This window comes from Pseudomonas sp. RGB, assembly GCF_007713445.1.
In the GTDB taxonomy this organism is placed as follows: Bacteria; Pseudomonadota; Gammaproteobacteria; order Pseudomonadales; family Pseudomonadaceae; genus Aquipseudomonas.
Window position 1 is genome coordinate 112,398 of the sequence record NZ_VMSH01000005.1, and the last position, 13,019, is coordinate 125,416.

General features: G+C 62.5%; 12 protein-coding genes. 8 read left to right on the forward strand and 4 right to left on the reverse strand.

Annotated elements, in window-relative coordinates:
- Window positions 1–29 precede the first annotated feature (29 nt).
- The 4 genes from FPT15_RS12665 to FPT15_RS12680 form a co-directional block, all read right to left on the reverse strand.
- Window positions 30–686 carry a lysoplasmalogenase gene (locus tag FPT15_RS12665; protein ID WP_145161408.1) on the reverse strand — a complete coding sequence of 219 codons (657 nt, stop codon included), beginning with the start codon at window positions 684–686 and terminating at the stop codon, window positions 30–32.
- 1 nt (window position 687) lies between these two features.
- Window positions 688–1,077, reverse strand: coding sequence for a protease inhibitor I42 family protein (locus FPT15_RS12670; RefSeq protein ID WP_106579457.1), 390 nt, complete (start codon window positions 1,075–1,077; stop codon window positions 688–690).
- Between the two features lie 202 nt (window positions 1,078–1,279).
- A complete protein-coding gene (lon, locus tag FPT15_RS12675) occupies window positions 1,280–3,703 on the reverse strand; it encodes an endopeptidase La (RefSeq protein ID WP_145161411.1) in 2,424 nt (807 codons plus the stop codon).
- A gap of 154 nt (window positions 3,704–3,857) precedes the next feature.
- On the reverse strand, window positions 3,858–4,847 hold the full coding sequence (locus FPT15_RS12680; RefSeq protein WP_145161414.1) for a GntR family transcriptional regulator: 990 nt from the start codon (window positions 4,845–4,847) through the stop codon (window positions 3,858–3,860).
- A gap of 348 nt (window positions 4,848–5,195) precedes the next feature.
- Here FPT15_RS12680 and FPT15_RS12685 point away from each other — a divergent pair, with 348 nt between their 5' ends.
- From FPT15_RS12685 to FPT15_RS12720, 8 genes are all read left to right on the forward strand, one after another.
- Window positions 5,196–6,527 (forward strand): amidase, encoded by a 1,332-nt coding sequence (locus FPT15_RS12685; protein WP_145161417.1) that lies wholly within the window; start codon window positions 5,196–5,198, stop codon window positions 6,525–6,527.
- Between the two features lie 11 nt (window positions 6,528–6,538).
- Window positions 6,539–7,417: a polysaccharide deacetylase gene (locus tag FPT15_RS12690; protein ID WP_053254585.1), complete on the forward strand. Its 879-nt coding sequence runs from the start codon at window positions 6,539–6,541 to the stop codon at window positions 7,415–7,417.
- 30 nt (window positions 7,418–7,447) lie between these two features.
- Entirely contained in the window at window positions 7,448–8,788 is a 1,341-nt protein-coding gene (locus FPT15_RS12695; RefSeq protein WP_145161421.1) for an MFS transporter, read from the forward strand.
- A 10-nt stretch (window positions 8,789–8,798) separates the two neighbouring features.
- On the forward strand, window positions 8,799–9,560 hold the full coding sequence (locus tag FPT15_RS12700; RefSeq protein WP_145161424.1) for an SDR family NAD(P)-dependent oxidoreductase: 762 nt from the start codon (window positions 8,799–8,801) through the stop codon (window positions 9,558–9,560).
- Window positions 9,561–9,697: 137 nt separating this feature from the next.
- On the forward strand, window positions 9,698–10,447 hold the full coding sequence (locus FPT15_RS12705) for an SDR family NAD(P)-dependent oxidoreductase (RefSeq protein WP_145161427.1): 750 nt from the start codon (window positions 9,698–9,700) through the stop codon (window positions 10,445–10,447).
- A 13-nt stretch (window positions 10,448–10,460) separates the two neighbouring features.
- The gene (locus FPT15_RS12710) at window positions 10,461–10,757 is read left to right on the forward strand and encodes a hypothetical protein (RefSeq protein WP_145161429.1); all 297 of its coding nucleotides are present in this window, start codon (window positions 10,461–10,463) and stop codon (window positions 10,755–10,757) included.
- Window positions 10,754–11,728 carry a GTP-binding protein gene (locus FPT15_RS12715; protein WP_145161432.1) on the forward strand — a complete coding sequence of 325 codons (975 nt, stop codon included), beginning with the start codon at window positions 10,754–10,756 and terminating at the stop codon, window positions 11,726–11,728. Before FPT15_RS12710 ends, FPT15_RS12715 begins: the two co-directional genes overlap by 4 nt.
- Window positions 11,725–12,897 (forward strand): PotD/PotF family extracellular solute-binding protein, encoded by a 1,173-nt coding sequence (locus FPT15_RS12720; protein WP_145161435.1) that lies wholly within the window; start codon window positions 11,725–11,727, stop codon window positions 12,895–12,897. Before FPT15_RS12715 ends, FPT15_RS12720 begins: the two co-directional genes overlap by 4 nt.
- Window positions 12,898–13,019: the final 122 nt, after the last annotated feature.

Below are 13,019 nucleotides of genomic sequence, written 5' to 3' on the forward strand. Positions count from 1 at the left end.
CCGGCGACGAGGGGGGAAAGGCCGGCATTTTAGCCAAATTGGCCCTCGTGTGCGCGGGTAGTCTGATGGAAAGCCGAGGCGGTGATGCCCCACTGACCCAGCCAATACGTGCCGATCAATAAATACGGCGCCGCCTCAAAGGCGACCACGAACCGATTGATACCAATCAGCGTGTCGGAAAACACAAACGACACCGCGCCCGCCGCCGCCAGCAGGGCCGAGCGCTTGGGCACCTCACTGCCCAGTCGCGCCAATGCACGCCAGAGCATCGCGCTGATCACCAGCGCATACACCACCACCGGAATCAGCAACTCGCCCAGGCCATGGGCAATCAGAATGCTCAGCAGAATCGCACCCACGCCCAGTGCCAATACCAGCGGCAACAACGCCAGCCGCCGGCAATCGCTGAAATAGGCTTTCAGATACGCCAAATGCGCAAACAGGAAGGCGCCCAGGCCGAAGATAAACAGGTCGCCTGGCCACGCGAGCAAGACGTCGCCCACCAGGGAAAAAATCAGCCCCAGGCTGATCCAGCGTCGATAGTCGGTGGGCGGCGCGTCATGCAGCCAGCCCAGCAACGCCAGCACCGGCAACGGTTTGACCAACAGGCACAGTAACGCCGCGTGGGTGCTCAAACCGTAGACAAAGGTGCCGGCGCCCATCAACGCAAGAATCAGCCAAGGCATATCAGTTCACCGTGATGGCGCAGTCGAAGGTTTCGGCAGGCTCGGCTTCCGGTTCCCAAGGTTGCTGGGAGGTCAGGCGCAAACGGCCCTGGCCGGCCGCGAAGGCCTGGAAACGCCAAGTGGATTGGCCGCCACCGCCGATCACCCCGGACTCGGTGCTGCTGTAAACCTCAGGGCTGAGTGCACGCAGCACGCCGCCGGCGGAATCCTGGATGGCCCAGCGATAGCCGGTGGTGGGGTTGCTCGGCAAGGTGAGGATCAGGTTTTGCCCGGTTTTAAGCTGGAGCGGGCAGGCGCTCTGGTTTTCCACGGTGACGTTTTGCTTGGGGGCACTGGCGCAGGCGGCCAGCAGGGCAAGGCTCAAGGGGAGAAGCAGGCGGGCAGCGGTCATGGGGGCTCCGTTGTTTGACGACGAAGGGCGAGCATAACCGAAGATGAGACAAGGTGTGACAAGGCGGGCTTTTGTGTTGGCAGGTCTGGCCTGATCGGGGGCAAGCCCCCTCCCACAGTTGACCGAGTACATCCTTTGGAATGCAGTCAAATGGTGGGAGGGGGCTTGCTCCGATGAGGCCAGTTCAGGCACTACACAATGGTCAGAACAACACCTTCGCCACATCCGCAAACCGCTTGGCAAAGTGCACCGTCATACCTTCTTTCAGGTACTCCGGCAGCTCTTCAAAACTGCCACGGTTGGGCTCCGGCAGGATCAGCTCGTGAATCTTCTGGCGCCGCGCCGCAATCACTTTCTCACGTACACCACCAATCGGCAGTACATGCCCGGTCAGCGTCAGCTCGCCGGTCATTGCCACGCCTTTTTTCGGTGGCTGGTTGCGCGCCAGCGACAGCAACGCACTGGCCATGGTCACGCCGGCGCTTGGGCCATCTTTGGGCGTAGCACCTTCCGGCACGTGCAAGTGCACGAAGGCTTCGTCGAAGAACTTCGGATCGCCGCCAAATGACTTCAGGTTCGAGCTGATGTAGCTGTAGGCAATCTCGGCGGACTCTTTCATCACCTCACCCAGTTGCCCGGTGAGCTTGAAACCACGATTGAGCGTGTGAATGCGCGTCGCCTCGATTGGCAGGGTCGCGCCGCCCATGCTGGTCCACGCCAGGCCTGTGATCACGCCGGTACCGGACAGCACTTGCTCATTGCGAAACACCGGCATGCCCAAGGAGCTTTCCAAATCCTTGTTGCCGATCTTGATCACCGAGTCCGGCTCGTCCAGCAGCTTGACCACGGCCTTGCGCACCAGTTTGCCCAGCTGTTTTTCCAACTGGCGCACCCCGGCTTCGCGTGCGTAGCCGTCGATCAGCGCGCGCAGGGCGCCGTCGCTGATGGTCAGGGTGTTTTTCGACACACCGGCCTTTTCCAACTGTTTTGGCCACAGGTGGCGCTTGGCGATGGCAACCTTTTCTTCGGTGATATAGCCCGACAGGCGAATCACTTCCATCCGGTCCAGCAATGGGCCTGGGATCGAATCAAGCGTGTTCGCCGTGCAGACGAACAACACCTTGGACAGGTCCAGGCGCAGGTCCAGGTAGTGATCGAGGAATTCGACGTTCTGTTCCGGGTCGAGGGTTTCCAGCAATGCCGACGCCGGGTCGCCCTGGAAGCTCTGGCCCATCTTGTCGATCTCATCGAGCATGATCACCGGGTTCATCACCTCCACATCTTTGAGCGCCTGCACCAGCTTGCCCGGCAGGGCGCCGATGTAGGTACGGCGATGGCCCTTGATCTCGGCCTCGTCGCGCATGCCGCCGACACTGAAGCGATAGAACGGCCGGCCCAGGGACTCGGCGATGGATTTACCCACGCTGGTCTTGCCCACGCCCGGCGGGCCGACCAGCAGCACGATGGAACCGGCGACTTCACCTTTATAGGCGCCCACCGCGAGAAACTCGAGGATGCGGCTCTTGATGTCATCCAGGCCCGCATGGTGCTTGTCCAGCACCTTGCGGGCGTGTTTCAGGTCGAGCTTGTCTTCGCCGTACACGCCCCACGGCACCGAGGTGGCCCAGTCCAGGTAATTGCGCGTAACGGCGTATTCCGGCGAACCCGTTTCCAGGATCGACAGTTTGTTCATTTCTTCGCTGATGCGTTTTTGCGCCTGGGTCGGCAGTACTTTGCCCACCAGGCGTTGTTCGAACTGCTCGACATCCGCGCTGCGGTCGTCCTTGGTCAGGCCCAGCTCCTGCTGGATGACCTTGAGCTGTTCCTTGAGGAAGAACTCGCGCTGGTGCTCGCCGATCTTGCGGTTCACCTCGGCGGAGATTTCCTTTTGCAGGCGCGCAACTTCAACTTCCTTGCGCAGCATCGGCAGGACTTTTTCCATGCGCTTGAGCATGGGCACACAGTCCAGCACTTCCTGCAGCTCGTTGCCGGTGGCCGAGGTCAACGCAGCGGCGAAGTCGGTGAGCGGCGACGGGTCGTTGGGGCTGAAGCGGTTGAGGTAGTTCTTCAACTCTTCGCTGTACAGCGGGTTGAGCGGCAGCAGTTCCTTGATCGCATTGATCAGCGCCATCCCGTAGGCCTTGACCTCGTCGGTCGGCTCGGTCGGCTGGTGCGGGTATTCGACTTCCACCAGGTACGGCGGGCGGTGGTGCTTGAGCCAGGTTTTGATGCGCACGCGGGTCAGGCCCTGGGCGACAAATTGCAGCTTGCCGTTTTCGCGGCTGGCGTGGTGCACCTTCACCAGCGTGCCGTACAGCGGCAGGCTGGAGGTATCGAAATGGCGCGGATCTTCTGGCGGGGTGTCCATGAAAAACAGCGCAAGGGAGTGGTGGTCGGATTTGCTCACCAGCTCCAGGGTCTCGGCCCACGGTTCTTCGTTGACGATGACCGGCAGCACTTGCGCCGGGAAGAACGGCCGATTGTGGATCGGGATGATGTAGACCTTGTCCGGCAGGTTTTGCCCAGGCAGGGCCAGGCCGGTGTTGGACGAAGCTTGGTGTTCAGCGTTTTCGGGGTCGGCGTAATCGTTCAGGTCGATGTCCGGGAATTCTTGCTGGTCGCTCATGGGGCACCTGCATAAGGAAGTATGCAGCTTAGATGGGGCGGGGCAGCGGTGGTTTCAATGGCGGGGCGCAGTTAGCAACAAATTGCATAATATTTTCGAAACACCGCTTTCCCCCTGTGGGAGCAGGCAAGCCAGCATTGTGTACCGAGCGCCGTCAGCTGATTTTGTGAAGATAAGCCGGCAATGGCTGTTCTGGCAGCACCGACAACACCTTCAAGCGCTGCAGCATTCGCTGGCGTGCCCGCTGCAAATGCTCACGCAAATTCAGCGCCGCGGCGTCATATGCACCGTGCAGCAGCAGCTCCAGAATCAAGCGGTGTTCGGCGAGCATGGCGGGATCGGCGCCGATCCCCAATAAACGGTAGAAAATCCGGCTGATGATCATCGGGCTCTGGCCCTGGCGAATCAGCGCGGCGATCTTGCGGTTTTGCAGGCCGGCAAGGCAGCGCTGGTGCAAGTCCTCTTCGATCTGCTCAATGGCTTGCAGGCTGCACTGTGGGCTTTCTTGAGCCGCCAGCACGCGCTGCAACATGGCTTCGAGCATGTCGCGGTCGAGGTTCGGCGCGCTCTGGCGCAGGGCTTCGGGTTCCAGGCAGGCCCGCAGTTCGTAGTCTTCGGTCACCTCGCGCGCGGTCAGCGGCCCGGCCAGCCATTGGGAGTAGGGCTCTTTTTCCACCAGGCCACGGTCGCGCAAGCGCATCAGTGCTTCACGCACCACGGCGCGGCTGACGCCGTAATGGTCGGCGGCGGCTTGCTCATCAAGGCGGTAATGGCCGAAGGCAATGCAGGTGGACAACGCCGCGCCGATTTCCTCGACGATCCGCTCGCCGAGCGGGCGGGTGTCTACCAACTCGTCATCGCCGTTGAGGCCCAGGTGCGCAGGGCTCAAGGGCAGGCGCAGCGGCTCCATGGCCAGGCCTTCGGGGTTGATCAGGTACCCGCGGCCATTGAAGCGGCAGATCAGGCCTTCGTCGTGCAGCAGGTCCAGCGCCTTGCGCACCGGCACGCGGCTGGTGCCGAACAACTCGGCCAGCGGCGCTTCCAGCAAGACCAGCCCATGGCGGGCGGTGCCGTTGACGATCGCATCACGCAACAGCGTGTGAATCATCGCGTAACGGGAGGCCGAGGCGGACACTGCTTTCATCTGCTTCTCTAGGTAAAGAGTTGAAGGGCTTGTAGGAAAGTGGTCGGGGATTCTCTCATAGTTACCCTGTCACTCTGCGCCACGCTGCTGGCACTTTTTTGGGGCCTTGGCCGTCACCCTGTTACTTTTCTGCACCAAAATGTACTTATTAATAAAAGATACATTATTTCATTCAAGGCCCGTGCCCACACCTTTGCCAATTTTTTTGTTTCCTACAAAACCATCTAGCCCGTAGCTCAAGGGCAGAAACTCGCTCGTGCAAAAATGGCGGCACCAAAGACTGGCACGAAAGCTGCCTTTGTAAAATGTACATTTTATTAATATGTACGTTTTATGAGGTGCATCTTGATGTCAGACGCCACATCAATGGCCGAAGCGTTCGCCAGCGGTCGCAGCGACCCGGTGCAAGTCCTCGAACAGGCGCTGCTGCACGCGAGCATGGCGCCCACCGTGTTTATTTCCCTGACGGCCGAGCGCGCCCGTCGCGAAGCCGAAGCCGCCGCAGCCCGTTGGCGTGCCGGGCAACCGTTGAGCGTGTTCGATGGTGTGCCGCTGGCCTGGAAGGACCTGTTTGATGTCGCCGGCAGCATCACGACCGCCGGCGCCGCTTTCCGTCGCGAGGCGCCAGCGGCGTTGCTCGATGCGCCGAGCGTGGGCCTGTTGTGCCGCGCCGGGATGGTCAGTCTCGGCAAGACCAACCTCAGCGAACTGGCTTATTCCGGCTTGGGCCTGAACCCGCATTTCGGCACGCCGTATAACCCGAACGGCAGCGATCAACCGCGTATTCCTGGTGGCTCGTCATCCGGCTCGGCCGTCGCCGTGGCCGGCGGCATTGTGCCAATCGCCATGGGCACCGACACCGCCGGCTCGATCCGTATTCCGGCCGCGCTCAATGGCGTGGTGGGCTACCGCAGCAGCAGTCGACGCTACAGCCGCGACGGGGTATTCCCGCTGGCGCACACCCTCGACAGCCTCGGCCCGCTGACCCGCAGCGTGCGCGATGCCCTGGTGATCGACGACCTGCTCAATGGCCGCGCGCAAACCCATGTTGCCCGCAGCCTCAAGGGGCAACGCTTTGTGCTCGAGCAAGGCGCGCTGGAAGACATCGAACCGGCCGTACGCAATAACCTGCTGCGCGCCATGGACCTCATCAAGGCCGCAGGCGCGCTGATCGAGGTGCGCCCGTCTGCCACCTTCCAGGCCGCGCTCAACCTGATCAAGCAGGACGGCTGGCTCGGCTCATTCGAAGCCTTCGCGCTGCACGAGGCCTTGCTCGACAGCCGCGACGCCGACCTGCTCGACCCGCGCGTACGCCGCCGCCTCGAAGCCGCACGTTCGTTGCCCGCCAGTCAGTTGCTGCACCTGATCGACGAACGCCGTCGCCTGCAGTGCCAACTGGTCGACGAGCTCGACGGCGCCGTGCTGATTACCCCGACCGTTGCCCATGTCGCACCCCCGTTGGCCCCGCTGGAAGCCGACGACGAGCTGTTCGTGAAAACCAACCTCGCCACCCTGCGCCTGACCATGCCCGGCAGTCTGCTCGACATGCCTGGCGTCAGCCTGCCCAGCGGCCGCGATGCCCTGGGCCTGCCCACCGGGCTGCTGCTCAGCGCCCCGTCGGGGGAAGACGCACGCCTGTTACGCGTGGCGTTGTCCGTCGAATCCGTAATGACTATTTAAGGAGACACATCATGGCTAAAGACATTCTCTGTGCATTTGGCGTCGACGTTGACGCCGTCGCCGGCTGGCTCGGCTCCTACGGCGGTGAAGACTCGCCGGACGACATCTCGCGCGGCCTGTTCGCCGGTGAAATCGGCGCGCCGCGCTTGCTCAAATTGTTCGAACGCTATGGCCTGCGCACCACCTGGTTTATTCCCGGCCACTCGATGGAAACCTTCCCCGAGCAGATGAAGGCGGTGGCCGACGCCGGTCACGAAATCGGCGTGCACGGCTACAGCCATGAAAACCCGATTGCGATGACGGCCGAACAGGAAGAAATCGTCCTGGATAAATCCATCGAGCTGATCACCCAGGTCACCGGCAAACGTCCGACCGGCTACGTCGCGCCGTGGTGGGAATTCAGCAAGGTCACCAACGAGCTGCTGCTGAAAAAAGGCATCAAGTATGACCACAGCCTGATGCACAACGACTTCCACCCCTACTACGTGCGCAAGGGCGACAGCTGGACCAAGATCGACTACAGCCAGCACCCCGACACCTGGATGAAACCGCTGGTGCGCGGCGAAGAAACCGACCTGGTGGAGATCCCGGCCAACTGGTACCTCGACGACCTGCCGCCAATGATGTTCATCAAAAAAGCCCCCAACAGCCACGGCTTCGTCAACCCGCGCCACCTGGAAGAAATGTGGCGCGACCAGTTCGACTGGGTTTACCGCGAACACGAACACGCGGTGTTCACCATGACCATTCACCCCGACGTGTCCGGTCGCCCGCAAGTGCTGCTGATGCTTGAGCGCCTGATCGAACACATCCAGAGCCATGCGGGCGTGCGCTTCGTCACCTTCGACGAAATCGCCGACGACTTTATCCGCCGCCAACCGCGTTCCTGACCCTTAGCCCACACCCCCGAGGCGCGATTTATGTCCATCTACAACAAGCTTGACCTGACTGGCTGGAAACCCCGGCAACTGACGTCCCAGGAAGTACGCTTCGCCACCTGGATCGCGTTTTTCGCCTGGGTGTTTGCGGTGTATGACTTCATCCTCTTTGGCACCTTGCTGCCGGAAATCGGCCGGCACTTTGGCTGGGGAGAAGTGGAGCAAGCTGAAATCGCGACCTGGGTGGCGGTGGGCACGGCAGTGGTTGCCTTTGCCATTGGCCCGGTCGTGGATAAGTTGGGGCGGCGCAAAGGCATTATTTTTACCGTGGCCGGCTCCGCGCTGTGCTCGGCACTCACCGCGATTGGCGGTGCGTGGGGCAAGTCGCCGCTGATTCTGATCCGCTCGTTGGGTGGCCTGGGCTATGCCGAGGAAACCGTCAACGCCACGTATCTGAGTGAGCTGTATGGCGCCTCTGAAGACCCGCGCCTGACCAAGCGGCGCGGGTTTATCTACAGCCTGGTGCAGGGCGGCTGGCCGGTCGGTGCGTTGATCGCCGCCGGGTTGACCGCGCTGCTGTTGCCGGTCATCGGCTGGCAGGGTTGCTTCATCTTTGCCGCTATCCCGGCCATCGTGATTGCGATCATGGCGCGCAAGCTCAAGGAGAGCCCGCAGTTCCAGATTCACCAGCGCATCAGCGAACTGCGTAAAAGTGGCGCGGTGAAAGAGGCGCAGAACGTCGCCGTGACCTACGGCGTGGACTATGACGAACACAGCAAGGCCGGCCTCAAAGCCGCCTTCCGTGGCCCGGCCCGCCGCGCCACGCTGGTGATCGGCGCCGCGCTGTTGCTCAACTGGGCGGCCATCCAGGTGTTCAGCGTGCTGGGGACTTCGGTGATCGTCAGCGTGCACCATATCTCGTTCGAGAATTCGCTGATCATCCTCGTGCTGTCGAACCTGGTGGGGTACTGCGGTTACCTGACTCATGGCTGGATGGGCGACAAAATCGGCCGTCGCAATGTCATCGGTCTGGGCTGGATGCTCGGCGGCCTGGCGTTTGCCGGGATGCTGTTTGGGCCAAGCAATATGGCGATGGTGGTGGGGCTCTACAGCCTGGGCCTGTTCTTCCTGATCGGGCCGTACTCGGCGGCGCTGTTTTTTATCAGCGAGAGTTTCCCCACCAGCATCCGCGCCACCGGTGGCGCGATCATTCATGCCATGGGTCCGATCGGGGCGGTGGTGGCCGGTTTTGGCGCCACCCAAGTGTTGTCCGCCGGCAGCGACTGGCAGACCGCCGCGCTGTGGTTCGGCGCGCTGCCATGCTTTTTGTCCGGTGCGCTGATGTTTGCCGCTCGCCATGTGCGCCCGGAAACCGTTCAGTGAGGAGTGTGAGATGAGCCGTAAAGTTGCCCTGATTACCGGTGCCGCCAGCGGCATCGGCCAAGCCCTGGCCGTGGCCTATGCGCGCAATGGCGTGGCGGTGGTGGGCGGGTATTACCCGGCCGATCCGCACGACCCGCATACCACCGTGGCGCTGGTGGAAGAAGCCGGTGGTGAGTGCCTGATGCTACCGCTGGACGTGGGCGACACTGCCTCGGTGGACGCGCTGGCCGCGCAGGCCGTGCAGCATTTCGGCCGTCTGGATTACGCAGTAGCCAATGCCGGTTTGCTGCGTCGCGCACCGTTGTTGGACATGACCGATGCGTTGTGGAACGAGATGCTCAATGTCGACCTGACGGGGGTGATGCGCACCTTCCGCGCGGCCACCCGGCATATGGGCGAGGGCGGCGCGCTGGTAGCGATTTCGTCGATTGCCGGCGGCGTGTATGGCTGGCAGGAGCACAGCCATTACGCGGCGGCCAAGGCCGGCGTGCCGGGGTTGTGCCGGTCGCTGGCGGTGGAGTTGGCGCCCTTGGGCATCCGTTGCAACGCAGTGATTCCGGGCTTGATCGAGACGCCGCAGTCGCTGGATGCGAAGAACTCGTTGGGGCCTGAAGGGTTGGCGAAGGCGGCGCGGGCGATTCCATTGGGCCGGGTAGGGCGGGCGGATGAGGTGGCCTCGTTGGTGCAGTTTTTGACCAGTGAGGCATCCAGTTATCTGACCGGGCAGAGCATCGTCATCGACGGCGGCTTGACTGTGCGCTGGCCTGACTGACTGTACGCGGTCTAAAAAATGTGGGAGCTGGCTTGCCTGCGATAGCGGAGTTTCAGCCCCACATGTACTGACTGATCCACCGCTATCGCAGGCAAGCCAGCTCCCACAGGGATCGTGTTTGTTTAAGGAGATTTTGTATGCCTCAACTGAATAACCGCCGCGCCGTCATCACCGGCGCCGGCAGCGGCATCGGTGCCGCCATTGCCCGCGCCTACGCCGCCGAGGGCGCGCGGCTGCTGCTGGCTGACCGCAATGCTGCCAGCCTTGCCGAAACCGCCATCACCTGCCGCAACCTCGGCGCCGAAGTGTTTGAATGCCTGGCTGACGTCGGCACTGTCGAAGGCGCCCAGGCCAGTGTCGACCGCTGCGTCGAGCACTTCGGCGGCATCGACATTCTGGTCAACAATGCCGGCATGCTCACCCAGGCCTGCTGCGTCGACCTCTCCATCGACATGTGGAACGACATGTTGCGCGTTGACCTCACCAGCGTGTTCGTCGCCAGCCAGCGCGCTTTGCCCCACATGCTGGCGCAACGTTGGGGGCGCATCATCAATGTGGCCTCGCAATTGGGCATCAAGGGCGGCGCCGAGCTGACCCATTACGCCGCCGCCAAGGCTGGCGTGATCGGTTTCACCAAATCCCTGGCGCTGGAAGTGGCCAAGGACAATGTGCTGGTCAACGCTATCGCGCCGGGCCCTATCGAAACGCCGCTGGTGGGCGGCATCAGCGACGACTGGAAGCGCGCCAAGGCCGCCGAATTGCCCCTGGGCCGTTTCGGCCTGGCCGATGAAGTCGCGCCCACCGCCGTGCTGCTGGCCAGTGAGCCGGGTGGCAACCTGTTTGTCGGCCAGACCCTGGGCCCGAACTCCGGCGATGTCATGCCATGAGTGAGGTGTAACCATGTGCGGACTCTGCGGATTACTCGGCGAAGACCTGCACTGGAGCGATCCCTTGGGCGATGAGCTGCCCCGGCGCCGCGAACGCCTGCGCCGGATCGCCGCGATCAACCAGGTGCTGGCGGTGTTCCGGCTCAAGGTCGAAGACTTCCAGGGCGCGTCTTACCTGTTGTTGGGCGCCACCGGCAAACAGGCCCTGGCAAGTGGCCTGGATCAACTCTGGCAAGCGGCTGAAAACATGCTCGGTCGCCCGCTGGATCCGCTGGACCCCCGCTTGCTTGATCACCTGGAGTCATCATGAGCATTGCCCTCAACGTCATCACCGGTTTCCTCGGCAGCGGCAAAACCACCTTGCTCAAGCGCCTGCTGCAAGGTGAAAGCCTGGGTGACACGGCGTTGCTGATCAATGAGTTCGGCGATGTCGGCATCGATCATCTGCTGGTGGAAGAAGTTGCGCCGGACACCGTGCTGCTGCCCAGCGGTTGCGTGTGCTGTTCGATTCGCGGCGAGCTCAAGGAGGCGTTGCTCGCCCTGTTGCAACGGCGCGAGCGCGGTGAAGTTCCGGCGTTCAAACGGGTGATCCTGGAGACCACCGGGTTGGCCGATCCGGCGCCGATCCTGGCCACGCTGAACAACGATGTGCAACTGCGCGGGCGTTTTCATATCGGCCTGGTGATCACGCTGGTCGATGCCAGTCACGCCACGTTGCAAGAGCGCCTGCACCCGGAATGGCTGGCCCAGGTTGCGGCGGCCGACCGCTTGCTGCTGAGCAAGACCGACTTGGCCGGCGAATGTGAAGCGCTGCGCGCGCACTTGCGGGCACTCAATGCGGGGACGCCGATTCTCGACACCCATGAGGTTCACAGCGGCGATCAGTTGCTGCTTGGCGAAGGCGTGCGCAGCGCCGAACCGGCCGTTGAAGTCAGCCGCTGGCAACTGCATCAGACCACCACCGCCACCCACGGCGCCGCGCAAGTGTGCTGCCTGAGCTTCGACCAACCGCTGGACTGGGTCGGCTTCGGGGTCTGGTTGTCGATGCTGTTAAGATGTCACGGCGAACGAATCCTTCGCGTCAAAGGACTGCTCAACGTGAACGCAAGCTCGGCCCCCATCGTCATTCATGGCGTGCAGCACTGCCTGCATGCCCCGGTGCATTTGCCCGCGTGGCCCGGCACCGACCGCCAGTCGCGCCTGGTGTTTATCCTGCGCGGCCTCGACCCGGCGCTGTTGCGGCGCTCCTTCGAGGTGTTCTCACGGCGCTTCGCAGCATGATCACATTACGTGTGCTCGGTACGTCCGTGACCCTGCTGGAATGCTTGCGCGTTCGCGCCGAAAAAGAGCTGGGTATTCGCCTGGTCTATCAGGTGCACGACGTGGCGCAGGCCCAGCGCATCGCCGTGATGCAGCCCGACAGCTACGACCTCTACGACCAATGGTTTCACAACGTTGATTTCGTCTGGCCGGCGCGGGCGATCCAGCCCATCGACACGCGGCGCATCGCCTTGTGGCACGAGATCAATGATTTGCCCAAGCGTGGTCGCTTGTCGGCCAACGACCGGTTGGGCGGTGGCAGCGTACCCAGTGAGCGGCTGTTCGTGCAGCACGACGGCAGCCTTGGCAGCAGCGTCACCGAGCGCATCAGCATGCTGCCGTTGACCCATAACGCCGACAGTTTTGCCTACCGCCCGGAGCGTTTGCCCGAAGGCTTCAGCCACGGCAATGAAAGCTGGGGCTGGCTGCTCGACCCGGCCTGGAGCGCGCGCACTGCGCTGCAAAGCGATGCCGCGATTGGCGCGCTGGATGCCGCGTTGGCGGTGCAGGGCGCGGGGCTGGCGCAGTTCAAAGACATCGGCAATATGAGCATCGAAGAGATCGATGTACTGGCTGACATTCTGGTGCGCAAGCAGAAGGAGGGGCACTTTGCGGCGTTCTGGTCGGATGATGAAGAGGCCGCGCAGTTGATGCTGAGCCCCAGCATCGATATCCAGAGTCTGTGGTCGCCGACCCTGATGCGCTTGCACCGGGCAGGCGTGAAGTATCGGCTGGCGGTGCCCCGTGAAGGGTACCGCGGATGGTTTGGTGGGTTGTCGCTGTCGCGCCATGCCCAGGGGCCGGTGCTGGATGCGGCTTATGCTTATCTGAATTGGTGGTTATCCGGCTGGCCGGGGGCGGTGATGGCGCGTCAGGGCTATTACATCGGTAACCCGGCGCGCACCCGCGATCATTTGAGCAGCGCCGAGTGGGATTACTGGTATGCCGGCAAGCCCGCCCGTGAAGAGCTGCTCGGCAGTGATGGCTTGCCGTTGATCGACGTCGGCGAGGTGCGTGATGGTGGCTCCTATGAGCAGCGCATGGGCCACATTGCGGTGTGGAACTCGGTAATGGATGAGCACAATTACCTGGTGCGGCGGTGGGGGGATTTCATGCGCGCGCGCGTGTGATTGCGTACGTCCCCGTTACCCAGCTTGGGGCTATGCCCCACCAGCCCTCCGAGCCAAGCGTTTGCCGCCAATAAACTGACAGACACATCCCCGTCCCTATTGGGTGTACATATTCCAGCCCC